This is a genomic window from Bradyrhizobium lablabi, from assembly GCF_018131005.1.
Taxonomy (GTDB): Bacteria; Pseudomonadota; Alphaproteobacteria; order Rhizobiales; family Xanthobacteraceae; genus Bradyrhizobium; species Bradyrhizobium lablabi_D.
Genome location: NZ_JAFCJK010000022.1, coordinates 27,501 through 44,259, shown reverse-complemented (window position 1 = coordinate 44,259; position 16,759 = coordinate 27,501). Strand labels below are relative to the sequence as shown.

Genomic DNA, 16,759 nt, shown 5'->3' with positions numbered 1-16,759 from the left:
AGGGAAAGCCGGGTTGTTTCCGGTTACACCTGTGGTCCTACCCCCGGTGCTTTTTGTTGCACCGGGCCCATGGGTGCGATCGGCACCTGGCTTTCCCTGCGCCCTCAGCGAGAAGAGAGGGCGAAACGAGACGCAAAGCTCGGACAAATCATGTCGCGAGAACGCCAACTCACATCCGCGTCGCTGTTTGACAATTGTATCGCAAATCTCCCCTGCCATTGCGAGCGAAGGCGGAAGCAATCCATCGCGCCGCGCGTGGAGAGATAGATTGCTTCGTCGCCTCAGCGCAAAATTGCTTTGCAGTTTTGTCGCGAGCTCCTCGCGATGACGAAGGAGAGAGCCGCGATCCCAAATCTATCCCGGTCGTGCTGACGAGCGCGGAACGCGCGTCTCCCCCAGCGGAGCCGCGATCCTTTACGACGGTATCAACAGCCGCCTGCTCACTCCTGCTTCTGCGCCAGATTGGCGTGCGGCCGGCCGAAATCGGGCGCGGCCGAATCCTGGCCGGTCTCGACGATGCCGCGCCGGATGGCGCGGGTGCGGGTGAAGTGATCGAACAGCGCCTCGCCGTCGCCGCGCCGGATCGCGCGCGTGAGCTTCGCGAGGTCCTCGTTGAAAGTGCCGAGCATTTCCAGCACGGCGTCCTTGTTGGCGAGGAACACGTCGCGCCACATCGTGGGATCCGAGGCTGCGATGCGGGTGAAGTCGCGAAAGCCGCCGGCGGAGAATTTGATGACCTCGGATTCGGTGACCTGCGCGAGTTCATCGGCGGTGCCGACGATGGTGTAGGCAATTAGGTGCGGCAGATGGCTGGTGATCGCGAGCACGAGGTCGTGATGGTCCGGCGTCATGATCTCGACCTTGGCGCCGAGCGCCGCCCAGAACGCGCGCAGGCGATCGGTCGCGCCGGCGTCGGTGCCCTCCGGGGGCGTCAGGATGCACCAGCGGTTGATGAAGAGCTCGGCGAAGCCCGAATCCGGACCGGAATGCTCGGTGCCGGCAACGGGATGCGCCGGCACGAAGTGGACGCCGCGCGGCAGATGTGGCGCCATGTCCTTGACGATGGCGCTCTTGACCGAGCCGACATCGGAGACGATGGCGCCGGGCTTGAGGTGGCCGGCGATCTCGGCCGCGACCGCTCCGCAGGCGCCGACCGGAATGCAGAGGATGACGAGATCGGCATTCTTCACCGCCTCCGCATTGGTCTCGACGACGCTGTCGGCGATGCCAAGCTCGACAACCCGCGCGCGCGTCTTCTCTGAGCGTGCGGTGGCGACGATCTCGCCGACCAGTCCTTGCGCGCGGGCGCCGCGCGCGATCGAGCCGCCGATCAGCCCGAACCCGACCAGCGCGATGCGTTTGAAGAGAGGGACCGTGTTCACGCCGGCCTTCACTTTCCGGCCATGAAGTCACGCAAGCCGTCGACGACAAGGCGGTTGGCCTCCTCGATGCCGATGGTCATGCGCAGCGCGTTGGGCAGCTTGTAATTGTTCAGCGCTCGCAGCACCAGGCCGCGCCTGGTGAGGTACGCGTCAGCTTCGGCCGCCGTCCTGCCCTTGTCGGTCGGGAAGTGGATCAGCACGAAGTTCGCGACGCTCGGCGTCACCTTCAGCCCGAGCTTGCCGATCTCCTCGGTCAGCCAGTTTCGCCACTGTTCGGTGTGGGTCTTCGACATCTGCAGATGCGCGGCGTCCTCGATCGCCGCCGCCGCCGCCAGCATCGCCGGCGTCGAGACGTTGAAGGGGCCGCGGATGCGGTTGACCGCATCGACGATATGCGCAGGCCCGAACATCCAGCCGACGCGCAGCGCGGCCAGGCCATGGATCTTCGAGAAAGTGTGCGTCATCACCGTGTTCTCGGTGGTCGCGACCAGCTCGATGCCGAGCTCGTAGTCGTTGCGCGACACGTAATCCGCATAGGCCGCGTCGAGCACCAGCAGCGCATCTGGCGGCAGGCCGGCGCGCAGCCGCTTGATCTCGTCGAAGGGCAGATAGGTGCCGGTCGGGTTGTTCGGGTTGGCGAGCCACACGAGCTTGGTGCGCGGCGTCACCGCTTTCAGGATCGCATCGACGTCGGCGGTGAAATTGGTCTCGGCCGCGATCACGTTCTTCGCGCCGTTCGCCATCGTCGCGATCGGATAGACCAGGAAACCGTGAGTGGTCGAGATCGCCTCGTCGCCCGGGCCCAGATAGGTGTGCGCGAGCAGATTGAGGATCTCGTCCGAGCCGGCGCCGCAGATGATGCGGTCCGGATCGAGGCCGAAGGCGCGGCCGATCGCTTCGCGCAGCACGCGGGAGGTGCCTTCGGGATAATCCTCCAGGTGGTCGGCAGCGTGCTTGTAGGCCGCGATCGCCTTGGGAGACGGGCCGAACGGCGTCTCGTTGGCGGACAGCTTGAACACCTTGCGGCCCGGCTCCGGCACCGGGCTCTTGCCGGGCGTGTAGGGCGCAATATCGAGAATGCCGGGGTTCGGCACGGGGCGGGACATCTTCAACTCCGGATGGGCGGGCGGCTTCAGGTTTGGGCCGGCCCGTTAGGAGGCACCGTATAGCGCGTTGCGTGGCTGCCGACGAGGGCAGATGAGCGGACCGAGGCGCCCGCCTGGATCAGGGCGAGCTTGATCGTCTCGAAGCCCGCGCCCGCAACCGACACCAGCAGCGCCGCGCCGTCGAAGGCGGTATCGGGCACGGCGACGATCTCGGCGAGCGGTGCCAGCGCCCGGGCGATGTCGGCGTTCCAGCCGGAGACGCGCACGCTCCACACCTGGACTTCGGTCACCATGGCATCGTCGGCGACTCGCGAGACCACGAACACCGGCAGCGCGGCCGGATGGTCGGCTCGCTCGAGGAAGGGCAGTCGCGCGATGATCTTCGGCGCCTTGTCGGCCTCGAGCGCGCTCCACCACGGCGATCGGCTGGAGATCGCGGAGACCAGCGCAAGGTCGCCCTTCGATTTCGCCACCGCCTCGACCGCGGCCTGCGCGCTGAAATGCGCGACATAGGGCACCACGAAGCCGAAATGAAACCGCGCGGAGTCCCGCATCGCGGATTCGCCGACCGACACGTCGGCATGCACCGCGAACGGCGCCTGCACAAAGGTGAAGGTCGAGATGATGACGCGCCAGATGCTCTCGATGGTGTCGAGCGGCAGGATGCCACGATGGCGTTCGACCAGGCTGCGCATCATGCTGGCCTCGCGCGCCGGGCGGAATGCCGATCCGACTTCCTGGGTCTGCTTGACCTGGATCAGGCGGTCAATGATGTCGCCGCGCGCCATCAACAAGCGGTGAACCTGCTCGTCGATCGCGTCGATCTCCTTGCGCAGCTCCTGCAGGGTCGGGGGCGACGGGGGCGGCTTGGACATCTCGAAAACCTCGTCGTCTGGGCGGTCCGATGCCGCCAGGGAGTGGGCATTGATTAGGTAAGACAGCTGCCGAAAGCAAAGAGAAACGTAGCGGCTCTGCCCTGCGTAGCCCGGTTACCCGTGCCCGTGCGATCGGGCCGCCTTGACGAAAGGCGGGCTCGGGACTAGTTTCCTGACCACTCCGTGGTCATTTGAGCCGGCCGGCTTGCAGCCACGTTAAACAACTCGCTAAACAGGCCGGGGACAGATCAGCTCCCGGCCGAACCTTTGTTCAGGCCGGGTTTTTTATGGCTTGATGTCTGTTCGTGCCCTCCCGCGCGGAGGCGAGGTCGCTGAGATGAGCAACGTGCGTTCCATATCGAGCCCGACGATCCATGGCGACGATCGCGCCCATGAGGCGGATCATCCGTCCTCGCTGGTGGCGAAGTTCGGCATCGACCAGCCCTTGAGGCTCGATTGCGGCGTCGATCTCGCGCCGTTCCAGATTGCCTACCAGACCTATGGCGAACTCAACGCCGATCGCTCGAACGCGATCCTGATCTGTCATGCCCTGACCGGCGATCAGCATGTCAACAACGTCCATCCCGTCACCGGCAAATCCGGGTGGTGGGACACCATGGTCGGTGCGGGCAAGCCGCTTGATCCCAGCCGGTACTTCATCATTTGCTCCAACGTGATCGGCGGCTGCATGGGCTCGACCGGACCGGCCTGCATCAACCCGGCGACCGGCAAGGTATGGGGCCTGGATTTTCCGATCATCACGATTCCCGACATGGTGCGCGCGCAGGCGATGCTGATCGATCGCCTCGGCATCGAAACCCTGTTCTGCGTGGTCGGCGGCTCGATGGGCGGGATGCAGGTGCTGCAGTGGACCGCGGCCTATCCGGAGCGGGTGTTCTCGGCGCTGCCGATAGCCTGCTCGACGCGCCATTCGGCCCAGAACATCGCCTTTCACGAGCTCGGCCGGCAGGCGGTGATGGCCGATCCGGACTGGCGCGGCGGACGCTATGTCAACGAGAGCACGCATCCGCACCGCGGGCTTGCAGTGGCGCGGATGGCGGCGCACATCACCTATCTGTCGGACGCCGCATTGCACCGCAAGTTCGGGCGGCGGATGCAGGACCGCGAACTGCCGACCTTCTCGTTCGACGCGGATTTTCAGGTCGAGAGCTATCTGCGCTACCAGGGCTCGTCCTTTGTCGAGCGCTTCGATGCCAACAGCTATCTCTTTCTGACGCGCGCGATGGACTATTTCGACATTGCCGCCGACCATCATGGCGTGCTCGCGAAGGCGTTCGCCGGAATCAAGACGCGCTTCTGCGTGGTGTCGTTCACCAGCGACTGGCTGTTCCCGACGTCGGAATCGCGCGCGCTGGTGCATGCGCTCAACGCGTCGAGTGCGCGGGTTTCGTTCGCCGAGATCGAGACCGATCGCGGCCATGACGCCTTCCTGCTCGACGTACCCGAATTCTTCGATATCGCCCGTGCCTTCCTGCAGGCGGCAGGCAAGGCCCGCGGCCTTGGAAACAACAACGACGTCCAGCCATGAGCATCCAGCAAACGTTGCCGCTACCGGGCGTCGCGCCCGAGCGAACCGGAAGTTATCGCGCCGACCATTTGCTCGTTGCCGACATGGTGCAGCCAGGCTCGCGTGTGCTCGATGTCGGATGCGGGGAGGGCGATCTGCTGCAGCTTCTGGAGAGCCGCGGCATCGACGGCCGCGGCATCGAGCTGTCGCGCGAGGGTGTTAATCGCTGCGTCGCCAAGGGCCTCGCCGTGGTGCAGGGCGATGCCGACACCGACCTCGTCAACTATCCCGACGACGCCTTCGACTACGTGATCCTGTCGCAGACGCTGCAGGCCACGCGGCAGCCGAGAGCGGTGCTCGAGAATCTCCTGCGCATCGGCCATCGCGCCATCGTCTCGTTCCCGAATTTCGGTTTCTGGAAGATGCGGCTGCAACTCTTGATCGGGGGGCATATGCCGCGCACGGAAAACCTGCCGGCGACCTGGTACGACACCCCGAACATCCACTTCTGCACCATCAAGGATTTCGTGCAGCTCTGCGACGAGATCAACGTCAGGATGGAGCGCGCGGTCGCACTCGATCTCTATGGCCGCCCGGTGCCGCTGAACCTCCCGTGGTGGGTCTGGAACATGTTCGGCGAGCAGGGTGTGTTCTTGCTGAACCGGGGCGGGCAGGGGAAATAGCCGCCGTCATGGTCAGACCACCGCCGCCACCATCGACCTCGGATCGCGCGCCGGCCAGCGGCCGGCCTCCACCAGCGCGATGAAGCGCTCCACCATCTCGTTGAAGAGCGCCGGCTCCTCGAGATTGAGCACGTGGCCGGATTTCGGGAAGAAGGCGAGCCCTGCGGCCGGCAGATGCTTCTTCAGAAACATGCTCGGCTCGATGCAATTGTCGTCCTCGTCGCCGCACAGGATCAGCGCCGGCGTCGGCACTTTTTGGATCGCCTCCGTCATGGTGTAGATCGAGGGTCTGCCGCCCTGGAAGCCGCGCATGGTGTTGGCGGAGCCTTTGGCGTCGTGGCGCGCGAGCGCGGCATAGAAATCGGCGTGACCGCGCGGATCTTTCAGCAGGAACGGAATCCGGCTGGGCGCCTCGCGCGTCGCCTTGGCGACTTCCTCCGATCCGATCGCCTCATATTGCTCGGCATTGGCGCGGCATTGTGCGCGGAACGCATCGAGGTTCTCGAGACTGGAGCCTGAGCCGACGGCCGCGAGCGTCATCGAGAGCACACGCTCGGGGGCATTGAGCGAGATTTGCAGCGATGAATAGGAGCCCATCGAGAGCCCGACGAAATGCGCCTTCTCGATCTCGAGATGATTTAGCACCGCCAGCGCGTCGGAGTAGAAATGCCTGTAGGTGTAGACGTCGGCCGCCGACGGCACGTCGGAGGGCGTGTAGCCGCGCGCGGAGTAGGCGACGCAGCGATGGCGGCGCGAGAAGTAGCGCATCTGCGGCTCCCAATTGGTGTGGTCGGCCGCGAATTCGTGCAGGAAGATGATCGGAGTTCCGCATCCCGCCTCCTCGAAATAGAGGCGGACATTATCGTTCGTGACGGCGTAGGGCATTTGAAATTCCTTCTCGTAGGCCGGTCGCCAGATTTGCAGTTAATTTTCGCGGCGGCAATGCGGCAGCGTCGATTCTTTCGTCATGGAATTATCGGTGAATGACCCAGAAAATGCTTCCGCACCGCCGCATGAAATCTTCCTGCCGCCACATCACGGCTTTCAACGAGCGTTGCCGTGTTCCCCGCTGCGGGCGAATGCGACGGGGAATTGGGGGTTCTACAGAGGAATGAGTATGGTTCAGTTGCTTGAGTACGGTCGGTCGCTTCGTCTTGTCGCGATGGCTCTGTGTTCGGTTACCCTCGCCGTGTCGGCTTCTCCGGCCTCCGCACGGCCTCACCATGGCCGCCACCCACGCGCCTTTCACGCCGGGCACCACGCGCGGCAATATGCTCATCGTCACCATCGGCAGGCGGCACGGCTCTCGCGCTTGGAGCGCGGCATCGCACAGGCGCAGGCCGGGGGGTTCGCCGATGCCAATGCCAACGCGGTGCCCAACACCGGCGGGGTGATCGCCGAAGGCAGTGTTGGTTCGTCCGCTATCGTCTCGGAAGCGCGCCGCTATCTCGGCGGCAACCCGACCGGGCGCGGCAGCCTGTGGTGCGCGCGCTTCATGAACCTGGTGCTGCAGCATTCCGGCTATCGCGGCACCGGCTCCGACATGGCGAAGTCGTTCGCCAAGTACGGCGAGCGCATTTCCGGTCCTCAGGTCGGCGCCATCGCGGTCATGAGCCGCCGCGGCGGTGGCCATGTCGGCATCATCACCGGCATCGACGCCAAGGGCAATCCGATCATGATTTCCGGAAACAACGGCAACCGCGTGCGCGAGGCGCCGGTGTCGCGCGGCCGGATCTACACCTACGTGATGCCGACCAACTAACCTGTTATTGCGAGCCAACGGGTCGCGCGAATGCGCGCCCGATCACGGGCCAAGCGAAGCAATCCATCTCTCTGCTTCCGCTTTCGCCGAGGCTTCGGCGGACGAGTCGGCGCTTCGCTCGTCGCAATTGAAGGTGCTGGCGGCGCCGGCTCAAACCAGCGTCGGCTGCTCCGCCGCGATGACGTCGCCGACCGCCACGCTGCCGTCGGCGATGATCTCGGCATAGATGCCGCATTCATTGTTGCCGAACCGCCGCATCAACGCCTGCGGGATTGAGAGGTCGCGCGAGCCGGTGTCGGGATCGACATTGACGGCGGCGCAGCGGGTGATCCGTTTCACCACCTTTGCCCGAGCGCTGCCGATTGCGATGGTCTGGTCGACGAGGTCGAATTCGTGCCAGGCAGGCCAGCCCTCGACATAAAGGTTGGCGCGAAAGCGTAACGGGTGGACCGGCGCCTGCACCAGTTGCTCGATCGCGCGGAGGCTGTTGAGGTTGATGATCGAGACGACCTTGCGCGCGATGTCGGAGAAGCTGTGGCCGGGGCTCGCCAGCACTCTTGGGGGGCCCTTGATCTCGGCGGCGTGGCGGGTAGCAAAGTATTGCTCGATCGCCGCGCGGCCTTCGGCGGTTTCAAGGTCACCCTGGGCGACAACAGCGCCGTCCCGACGCAACGTCAGGATGTGGCTGTCATCGTCGAAATGAGCGCGCAGCGGCGCCAGCCATTCGTCCCGCTGCAGCATCAGGAAATGCGGCTTCGGCAGCCATTTCGGCTCGGCCGAATCGAAGCCGCTCGGCCCGTTCTCGATTGCGTAACGGCGGTCGGACAGGAGGGGCCGGCGGGCATTGAGCGCCGCGCGCGGCAGCGGTTCCGGGGTCAGGCCCTTAATGGGGTAGCGGTAGATGCCGGTAATCTTTGCAGGGGACATGCGCATTCTCTCCAGAGCGCCGCTTTATCCCGTCTGCCGCGCTGGGAAAACCATCCGTGTAGATAGGGCCTGTGACCCGCCGTTGCCGGCAGTTCCGGTCGCGCAGATCTCACATCGCCGAGGCGTGGTGCAAGCATTCGATTGAAATGACCGGACAAAATTGCTGAGCGACCCTTCCGGTTTGGGAACCAATGCCCACATTTGCGGCAAGCCTGAAAATTGATGGCGACGACCAAAGGCCGGTTGAGGAACGTCAATGCGGCCCGCGGATACCCAATGAAGATGCCGTCTCCATGCCTGAGGGGTGGTGATGGCAGGCCGAGGGAAACAGAATGAACATTGAGAAATACACCGAGCGCGCGCGTGGCTTCATCCAGTCCGCCCAGTCGCTCGCAATGCGCGACGGTCACCAGCAGTTCTCGCCATTGCATTTGTTGAAGGTCCTGCTGGACGACAGCGAGGGGCTTGCCGGCGGTCTGATCGACCGTGCAGGTGGTAACTCCAGAGCGATCCTCAAAGCGACCGAAGAGGCGCTGAACAAGCTGCCGAAAGTTTCGGGAAGCGGTGCCGGGCAGGTCTACCTGTCGCCGGAGTTGGCGCGTGCCTTCGATGCGGCGGAAAAGGCTGCCGACAAGGCGGGCGACAGTTTTGTCACCGTCGAGCGGCTGTTGCTTGGACTCACGCTCGAGAAAGGCGGCGAAACGGCTGGCATCCTGAGCAAGGGCGGCGTCACGGCGCAAAACCTGAACGCGGCGATCGAGGCGCTGCGCAAGGGCCGCACCGCCGACAGCGCGACCGCTGAGAACGCCTATGATGCGCTGAAGAAATATGCCCGCGACCTGACCCAGGCCGCCCGCGATGGCAAGCTCGATCCGGTGATCGGCCGCGACGAGGAGATCCGCCGCACCATCCAGGTGCTGTCGCGGCGAACCAAGAACAATCCCGTGCTGATCGGCGAGCCCGGCGTCGGCAAGACCGCGATCGTCGAGGGACTGGCGCTGCGCATCCTCAACGGCGATGTGCCGGAGAGCTTGAAGGACAAGAAGCTGCTGTCGCTCGACATGGGCGCGCTGATCGCCGGCGCGAAATATCGCGGCGAATTCGAGGAGCGGCTGAAGGCGGTGCTGCAGGAGGTCTCGTCCGCCGAGGGCGGCATCATTCTGTTTATCGACGAGATGCACACGCTGATCGGCGCCGGCAAGGCCGACGGCGCGATGGATGCGTCCAACCTGCTGAAGCCCGCGCTGGCCCGCGGCGAACTGCACTGCATCGGCGCGACCACGCTCGACGAATACCGCAAGCATGTCGAAAAGGATGCCGCGCTGGCCCGCCGGTTCCAGCCGATCTATGTCAGCGAGCCGACGGTGGAAGACACAATCTCGATCCTGCGCGGCTTGAAGGACAAGTACGAGCAGCATCACGGCGTCCGCATTACCGACTCCGCGCTAGTGGCCGCGACCACTCTGTCGAACCGCTACATCACCGATCGTTTCTTGCCCGACAAGGCCATCGACCTGATGGACGAGGCAGCGGCACGACTGAAGATGCAGGTCGATTCCAAGCCGGAAGAGCTCGACACGCTCGATCGCGACATCATCCGCCTCAAGATCGAGCAGGAAGCTCTGAAAAAGGAAAACGATGCCGGCTCCCGAAGCCGCCTGCAGACCCTGGAGAAGGAACTCGCCGGGCTCGAGGAGAGGTCGGCCGCCCTGACCGTGCGGTGGAGTGCGGAGAAGAGCAAGCTCTCCAATGCGCAGAAGCTGAAGAGCGAACTCGACGCGCTTCGCGTCGAGCTTGCCGACGCACAGCGCCGCGGCGAATTCCAGCGCGCGGGCGAACTCGCCTATGGCAAGATCCCGGGGCTGGAAAAGCAGTTGGCGGACATCGAGGCCAGGGAAAACGGCGGAGAGATGATGGAGGAGGCGGTCACCGCCAACCACATCGCGCAGGTCGTCTCGCGTTGGACCGGCGTGCCGGTCGACAAGATGCTCGAGGGCGAAAAGGACAAGCTCTTGAAGATGGAGGATAGCCTCGGCAAGCGCGTGGTCGGCCAGGCCGAAGCCGTGCATGCGGTGGCAACCGCTGTGCGCCGTGCGCGCGCCGGACTGCAGGATCCAAACCGGCCGACCGGCTCGTTCATGTTCCTGGGCCCTACGGGCGTCGGCAAGACAGAGCTCACCAAGGCACTTGCGGCGTATTTGTTCAACGACGAGACCGCGATGGTCCGCCTCGACATGTCCGAATTCATGGAGAAGCACTCGGTCTCGCGGCTGATCGGCGCGCCTCCCGGCTATGTCGGCTATGACGAGGGCGGGGCGCTCACCGAGGCTGTGCGGCGCCGGCCTTATCAGGTCGTGCTGTTCGACGAGATCGAGAAGGCGCATCCCGACGTCTTCAACGTGCTGTTGCAGGTGCTCGACGACGGCCGCCTGACCGATGGCCAGGGCCGTACCGTCGACTTCCGCAACACGCTGATCATCATGACCTCGAACCTTGGCTCAGAGTTCCTGGTGAGCCAGCCTGAAGGTGAGGACACCTCGGAGGTGCGCGACCAGGTGATGGGCGTGGTGCGAGCGCATTTCAGGCCTGAGTTCCTGAACCGCATCGACGAGATCATCCTGTTCCACCGCCTGCAGCGGAGCGAGATGGGCCGGATCGTCGAAATCCAGTTTGCGCGGCTGACGAGGCTCCTGGAGGATCGCAAGATCGCGCTCCTGCTTGATGAGGCCGCGCGGGATTGGCTCGCGGCCAAAGGCTGGGATCCAGCCTATGGCGCCCGGCCGTTGAAACGCGTGATTCAGCGTAATCTGCAGGACCCCCTGGCCGAGATGATCCTGGCTGGTGAGGTCAGGGACGGCGATCGCGTCGTGATCTCGACCAAGGGCAATGTGCTGACCTTCAACGGCGTGGTGCCGAAGTCCGCTGAGATCGTGCAGTTCGACGCGCCGATTCCGAAACGCAAGCTGAACTAACTTGTGATCCTGAACGCAGCCCAGATCATGATGCGATTCTGTCGAACCGCATCATGATCCTATCTCTTTGCCTGAGCGCTGCGACTGCTCCATGGTACGTCGACTGCGATCACTCCTGCTCCTGGGGGAGAGCCGCTCGACCGGGTTCGCCGGGCTCGTCGTCCTCGCTTGGCTCGAACTCGGAGAGGATGTCGACCAGTTCGCGGGCGCGGCCCGTGGCTAGCGGCTTGCCCGCGTTCATCAGCGGCTCGTCGTTGGCGAGCCAAGCCTGCGCCTCGGCAAGCTCGGTCACGGTTGCGCCTGATGCAATGATCTTCGCGATGGTGACGTCGTCGGCATGGCCGACGGCCCTAAGCACATCGTCGCGGGTGAGGCCTGCCATGGTCATCGCCTTCCGTCGTGGTTGCCGACCGAGTCAAGTCGGTTAGTCACCGGCTGGTTCCGCGGTCGGGTTCCCCGGCTGTGCCCACGTCAGACCGTCACTGCCTGGAAATGATAGCGATCAGCGGCTGCTAACGGACCGCGTCTGCGGCGCCCCGCTGGTTCCGCTCGCGTCGGAGACGACGCGTGAGCCGTTGCGGCTGTTCATTTGCGCGTCGATCCGGTCGCGCTCCTTCTCGAAGCTCGCGATCATCGGGCCCTCGAGCGAGCGGCCGCGTGGCAGCTTCACGCGCATCGGGTCGACGAAGCGGCCGTTGACCAGGATCTCGTAGTGGACGTGGGCGCCGGTCGACATGCCGGTCGAACCGACGAAGCCGATCACCTGGCCCTGGCGCACGCGCTTTCCGACTTCCATGCCCTTGGCATAGGCCGACATGTGTCCGTAGGCGGTCTCGTAGCCGTTATTGTGCTTCAGGCGGACATATTTGCCGTAGCCGCCTTCCCAGCCGACCTTCTCGACCACGCCGTTGCCGGAGGCGAAAATCGGCGTGCCGTAGGGCGTAGCCCAGTCGACGCCGGTGTGCATCTTCACATAGCCGAGGATCGGATGGCGGCGGCCACCGAAGCCCGAGCGCATGATCGCGTTGTTGACCGGCTTGCGGACCAGGAACTTCTTCGCGCTCTTGCCGGTCTCGTCGTAGTAGTCGACCACCGAATCGTCGGGGGTCTGGAAGCGATAGTATTTCTTGGTCTCGCCGCCCACAGTGAGCGAGGCGAAGAGCACCTCGTTCTTTTCGGTATTTGTCGTGCCTTCGTCCTCGCCGGCATAGAACACGTCGAAGCTATCGCCGGGCTGCACCTTGCGCTGGAAGTCGACGTCGTAGGAATAGATCCGGACCATGTCCTCGATAACGCTTGGCGGCACCTTGTTGCGCAGCGCGGTCTCGTAAACGCTCTGATAGAGCCGCACGCCGCTGCCGTCATCCTCGTCGTCGTCATCCTTGGAGTTGTCGGCAGTGTCGGCGACGGTGTTCATGCTCTGCACGTCGACGGCGACATACTTGCCGATGTCGGACAGCGCGGCCACCGCTTCGACCGTGGTGTCGTTGGCAACGATCACGCGGTAGGGCTGTAGCCTCGCGCCGGGGCCGGGAGCAACCGGAGCCACCAGAACCCGTACCTTCTGGCCTTCCTTCAGGCCGCCGTCGCGACCCCGTGCCCCGAGCGTTGCGGCGATCGCCTTGGCCTCGTCGGGCGTCGCGCCCTGCTCGCGCAGGATCGAGGCAATGGTGTCGCCCTTCCTGACGATGTGGACGCGTTCGCCGATGGGATTGCCGCCGGTGACCTGGTCCTTGGTCTTCGGCAGCAGGGTGACATTTTCCGGCACCACGCGGGTCTCGAAGCCGGCATAGGGATCGGAGACATTGCCCTCAGTGGCGTAGGCCATCTTCATGTCGGGCCCGGCGGCGCCGGTGGCGTCGGCCGCGGCACTGGCGAGCGTGTAGCGCACCGAGCTGCCAGCGCCGCGCCAGTTGGCGGCATCGCGCACCCGCATCAACACGTCCTCGAGCGCGACGGCGGCGGCGAGCTTTGCCTTCGGCAGCACGCTCCCGAGATCCTTGGTGACGAATGAGACCTCGGCGTCGGGCTCGACGGCGTCCGGATTATTCGGGTCCTCGGCCGCCGCAGGCGTCCCGGAACCGGCATCGCTCAAAAGGCGCTGCGCATTGAACGGCGGGATCCTGGCCGACAGGTCGCTGGTGGTCATCGACAGATTGCCGGAGATCCGGACGTAGGGCCGCACCCGCATCACATCGCGATTGCCGACGCGCGTCACCGTCGAGACGCGCACCACGTTGCGCGAGGCGGTCGATTCACTAGGGGGCGGCAGGCGGTCGCTCTTATGCAGGCTGACGACGCGGTCATTGGCCCCGAACGCACCGCGCAGCGCGCCTTCGACGCGCTCCGGCACCTTGGCGAAAGTCATCTCACCGTCGAGTGACGCAAAAACGGCGCCGCCGATCAGAGCTGCGCCGCACAGGCCGGTGAGGATTGTGCCGCTGAACCATTGGACGGAGACCCGGCGCCGATCGATCACCGCGGCCTCGGTGCCATCGACGGAAAGTGGCGGCTCGTGACCGAGATCAATCATCCCGGTCTCGCGTCCAAAGCCGCTTCCGCGTGACGCCCGTTGGTTCAACCCTGCATCCCCCAAAATCCATCAACACGTGATCGACCTGCGCTCGCCCTCGTACTGCGCGTTCGAACCCTTACAAAGGGACTGCGGCAGCCACACTCATGAACGCCCGGGAGACGAAGGCCATCAGCCAACCGCTATCTCGAACATCAATGGTGTGCAGATCTCTCGACTTTGCTCGGCCATGAAGGGAAGAGACGACGGGTTCGTGGAGAAATCGCCCGTTCCCCTGGTAAACCAACACCCGAGCCCCCACTGGTTTCGGATGATTCAATGCTTACCTTACAGTCAGAACGTCGCATGATTGTGGCTCAAGTGCGGCGCAAGGTCCCAAAAAGTCTGGACTTTTCGGCACCTGAAAAAAGTTCGTCGTCATGCGACGATTTCTTGACGATGACCGTTGACAAGCCGGAAGGGGCCGGCCTATAAGGCACCCACTGAGCGCGGCGCTGCATTGGCCCACGAGGCCAAGGCAAGCTTTCGCGCCCTTGATGCTCCTCACTTCGATGAGTGACTCAACAGCCGACTTAAATCGGTTGTGATTTGCCGTCGGATAAGGGTGTCGGGACCTCCCTGCCAAGGGAGATTTTGGGGTCTTCGGACTCCGGGCTGTTTGACAAGTGAAGATGAAGAAAGAGAAACGTGGACGGCGGAGTCCTTGCGTGTCTCGGAATACTTGAAAGCTTCGGCTTTTGACTTCCGGGACTGGACGAAAGACTTCGGCGGTACACGTTTCGAAAAAGGTTACACCATCGTCGTCAGCGATGTGAATCGCCGGCGATTTAATGGTGGGACCTCGTCAAACGTTGTGATCAGCCGGTTCAAGGTTTCAAGTCCAACTTGAGAGTTTGATCCTGGCTCAGAGCGAACGCTGGCGGCAGGCTTAACACATGCAAGTCGAGCGGGCGTAGCAATACGTCAGCGGCAGACGGGTGAGTAACGCGTGGGAACGTACCTTTTGGTTCGGAACAACCCAGGGAAACTTGGACTAATACCGGATAAGCCCTTACGGGGAAAGATTTATCGCCGAAAGATCGGCCCGCGTCTGATTAGCTAGTTGGTGAGGTAACGGCTCACCAAGGCGACGATCAGTAGCTGGTCTGAGAGGATGATCAGCCACATTGGGACTGAGACACGGCCCAAACTCCTACGGGAGGCAGCAGTGGGGAATATTGGACAATGGGCGAAAGCCTGATCCAGCCATGCCGCGTGAGTGATGAAGGCCCTAGGGTTGTAAAGCTCTTTTGTGCGGGAAGATAATGACGGTACCGCAAGAATAAGCCCCGGCTAACTTCGTGCCAGCAGCCGCGGTAATACGAAGGGGGCTAGCGTTGCTCGGAATCACTGGGCGTAAAGGGTGCGTAGGCGGGTCTTTAAGTCAGGGGTGAAATCCTGGAGCTCAACTCCAGAACTGCCTTTGATACTGAGGATCTTGAGTTCGGGAGAGGTGAGTGGAACTGCGAGTGTAGAGGTGAAATTCGTAGATATTCGCAAGAACACCAGTGGCGAAGGCGGCTCACTGGCCCGATACTGACGCTGAGGCACGAAAGCGTGGGGAGCAAACAGGATTAGATACCCTGGTAGTCCACGCCGTAAACGATGAATGCCAGCCGTTAGTGGGTTTACTCACTAGTGGCGCAGCTAACGCTTTAAGCATTCCGCCTGGGGAGTACGGTCGCAAGATTAAAACTCAAAGGAATTGACGGGGGCCCGCACAAGCGGTGGAGCATGTGGTTTAATTCGACGCAACGCGCAGAACCTTACCAGCCCTTGACATCCCGGTCGCGGACTCCAGAGACGGAGTTCTTCAGTTCGGCTGGACCGGAGACAGGTGCTGCATGGCTGTCGTCAGCTCGTGTCGTGAGATGTTGGGTTAAGTCCCGCAACGAGCGCAACCCCCGTCCTTAGTTGCTACCATTTAGTTGAGCACTCTAAGGAGACTGCCGGTGATAAGCCGCGAGGAAGGTGGGGATGACGTCAAGTCCTCATGGCCCTTACGGGCTGGGCTACACACGTGCTACAATGGCGGTGACAATGGGATGCTAAGGGGCGACCCTTCGCAAATCTCAAAAAGCCGTCTCAGTTCGGATTGGGCTCTGCAACTCGAGCCCATGAAGTTGGAATCGCTAGTAATCGTGGATCAGCACGCCACGGTGAATACGTTCCCGGGCCTTGTACACACCGCCCGTCACACCATGGGAGTTGGTTTTACCTGAAGACGGTGCGCTAACCGAAAGGGGGCAGCCGGCCACGGTAGGGTCAGCGACTGGGGTGAAGTCGTAACAAGGTAGCCGTAGGGGAACCTGCGGCTGGATCACCTCCTTTCTAAGGATGATCCTTCAGATCGCTCACGCAATCTATCGGATCGTTTTAGAAACATTCAGGGGCCAATCGACCGCAAGGTCGTTGAGCTCCATTGGCGGGATTTCGCCGTCTACGTTTCTCTTTCTTCGCGGACGAACACGCGCCAGGGGCTTAGCGCTTGAGCGATGCATCGGCGCGAGCCGACTGCGTGCGAGCGGGCCCCTGATCCCCTGCGGGATGAGCGTTAGGGGCTTGTAGCTCAGTTGGTTAGAGCGCGCGCTTGATAAGCGTGAGGTCGGAAGTTCAAGTCTTCCCAGGCCCACCACTTTGATCGAGTGCGGAGCATTCGTCTTCTGGTTACGGGGCCATAGCTCAGCTGGGAGAGCGCGTGCTTTGCAAGCATGAGGTCGTCGGTTCGATCCCGTCTGGCTCCACCAGATGGAATCGAAGATCGAGAATGGCTCGACCAAATCGTCCGCGAAACATCACTTCGCATGCGTGATCCTCACCAGGATTCATCGTGCGTGTTTTCTGACATCGTAAAGAGGAGATCGATCCGAGTTTGGATCAGCGAAGCAATTCGCCGACACCAATCACTATCTCCGGGATCATTTCGGCGCCCGCTTCAGTCGTGAGATTGAG

General features: G+C 63.1%; 11 protein-coding genes, 2 tRNA genes, 1 rRNA gene and 1 riboswitch. Of the genes, 7 read left to right on the top strand and 7 right to left on the bottom strand.

Annotated features, from left to right (window positions below; translation table 11 throughout):
- Positions 1 to 440 precede the first annotated feature (440 nt).
- From JQ553_RS33595 to JQ553_RS33585, 3 genes are read right to left on the bottom strand one after another with little or no spacing between them, the layout of a single operon-like run.
- Positions 441 to 1,382 (bottom strand): prephenate/arogenate dehydrogenase family protein, encoded by a 942-nt coding sequence (locus tag JQ553_RS33595; protein ID WP_212504368.1) that lies wholly within the window; start codon positions 1,380 to 1,382, stop codon positions 441 to 443.
- Positions 1,383 to 1,390: 8 nt separating this feature from the next.
- The gene (gene hisC / locus JQ553_RS33590; protein WP_212504367.1) at positions 1,391 to 2,488 is read right to left on the bottom strand and encodes a histidinol-phosphate transaminase; all 1,098 of its coding nucleotides are present in this window, start codon (positions 2,486 to 2,488) and stop codon (positions 1,391 to 1,393) included.
- 26 nt (positions 2,489 to 2,514) lie between these two features.
- On the bottom strand, positions 2,515 to 3,363 hold the full coding sequence (locus tag JQ553_RS33585; RefSeq protein ID WP_212504366.1) for a chorismate mutase: 849 nt from the start codon (positions 3,361 to 3,363) through the stop codon (positions 2,515 to 2,517).
- Positions 3,364 to 3,536: 173 nt separating this feature from the next.
- Positions 3,537 to 3,616: riboswitch (SAM riboswitch) on the top strand.
- 84 nt (positions 3,617 to 3,700) lie between these two features.
- Between JQ553_RS33585 and JQ553_RS33580 the strand changes: the two genes are divergently transcribed.
- A complete protein-coding gene (locus JQ553_RS33580) occupies positions 3,701 to 4,912 on the top strand; it encodes a homoserine O-acetyltransferase (protein WP_212504365.1) in 1,212 nt (403 codons plus the stop codon).
- Positions 4,909 to 5,574 carry a methionine biosynthesis protein MetW gene (gene metW / locus JQ553_RS33575; protein WP_212504364.1) on the top strand — a complete coding sequence of 222 codons (666 nt, stop codon included), beginning with the start codon at positions 4,909 to 4,911 and terminating at the stop codon, positions 5,572 to 5,574. The genes JQ553_RS33580 and metW overlap by 4 nt, the downstream gene beginning before the upstream one ends.
- Positions 5,575 to 5,586: 12 nt before the next feature.
- On the opposite strand, the gene JQ553_RS33570 is transcribed toward metW, so the two are convergent.
- Positions 5,587 to 6,459 (bottom strand): alpha/beta fold hydrolase, encoded by an 873-nt coding sequence (locus tag JQ553_RS33570; RefSeq protein WP_212504363.1) that lies wholly within the window; start codon positions 6,457 to 6,459, stop codon positions 5,587 to 5,589.
- A 232-nt stretch (positions 6,460 to 6,691) separates the two neighbouring features.
- Between JQ553_RS33570 and JQ553_RS33565 the strand changes: the two genes are divergently transcribed.
- The gene (locus JQ553_RS33565) at positions 6,692 to 7,336 is read left to right on the top strand and encodes a TIGR02594 family protein (RefSeq protein WP_212504362.1); all 645 of its coding nucleotides are present in this window, start codon (positions 6,692 to 6,694) and stop codon (positions 7,334 to 7,336) included.
- A gap of 150 nt (positions 7,337 to 7,486) precedes the next feature.
- Here JQ553_RS33565 and JQ553_RS33560 read toward each other — a convergent pair whose 3' ends face one another.
- Entirely contained in the window at positions 7,487 to 8,263 is a 777-nt protein-coding gene (locus JQ553_RS33560; RefSeq protein ID WP_409363115.1) for an MOSC domain-containing protein, read from the bottom strand.
- 332 nt (positions 8,264 to 8,595) lie between these two features.
- On the opposite strand from JQ553_RS33560, the gene clpB reads away from it, so the two are divergent.
- Positions 8,596 to 11,235, top strand: a complete 2,640-nt coding sequence (gene clpB, locus JQ553_RS33555; protein WP_212504360.1) for an ATP-dependent chaperone ClpB — start codon at positions 8,596 to 8,598, stop codon at positions 11,233 to 11,235.
- Between the two features lie 109 nt (positions 11,236 to 11,344).
- On the opposite strand, the gene JQ553_RS33550 is transcribed toward clpB, so the two are convergent.
- A complete protein-coding gene (locus JQ553_RS33550; RefSeq protein ID WP_212504359.1) occupies positions 11,345 to 11,617 on the bottom strand; it encodes a hypothetical protein in 273 nt (90 codons plus the stop codon).
- A gap of 120 nt (positions 11,618 to 11,737) precedes the next feature.
- Positions 11,738 to 13,768, bottom strand: coding sequence for a M23 family metallopeptidase (locus JQ553_RS33545; protein WP_249144831.1), 2,031 nt, complete (start codon positions 13,766 to 13,768; stop codon positions 11,738 to 11,740).
- A gap of 881 nt (positions 13,769 to 14,649) precedes the next feature.
- Here JQ553_RS33545 and JQ553_RS33540 point away from each other — a divergent pair.
- From JQ553_RS33540 to JQ553_RS33530, 3 genes are all read left to right on the top strand, one after another.
- Positions 14,650 to 16,138: ribosomal RNA gene (locus JQ553_RS33540) — 16S ribosomal RNA — on the top strand.
- 227 nt (positions 16,139 to 16,365) lie between these two features.
- Positions 16,366 to 16,442: transfer RNA gene (locus tag JQ553_RS33535), tRNA-Ile, on the top strand.
- 36 nt (positions 16,443 to 16,478) lie between these two features.
- Positions 16,479 to 16,554 (top strand) — tRNA-Ala (locus JQ553_RS33530).
- Positions 16,555 to 16,759: the final 205 nt, after the last annotated feature.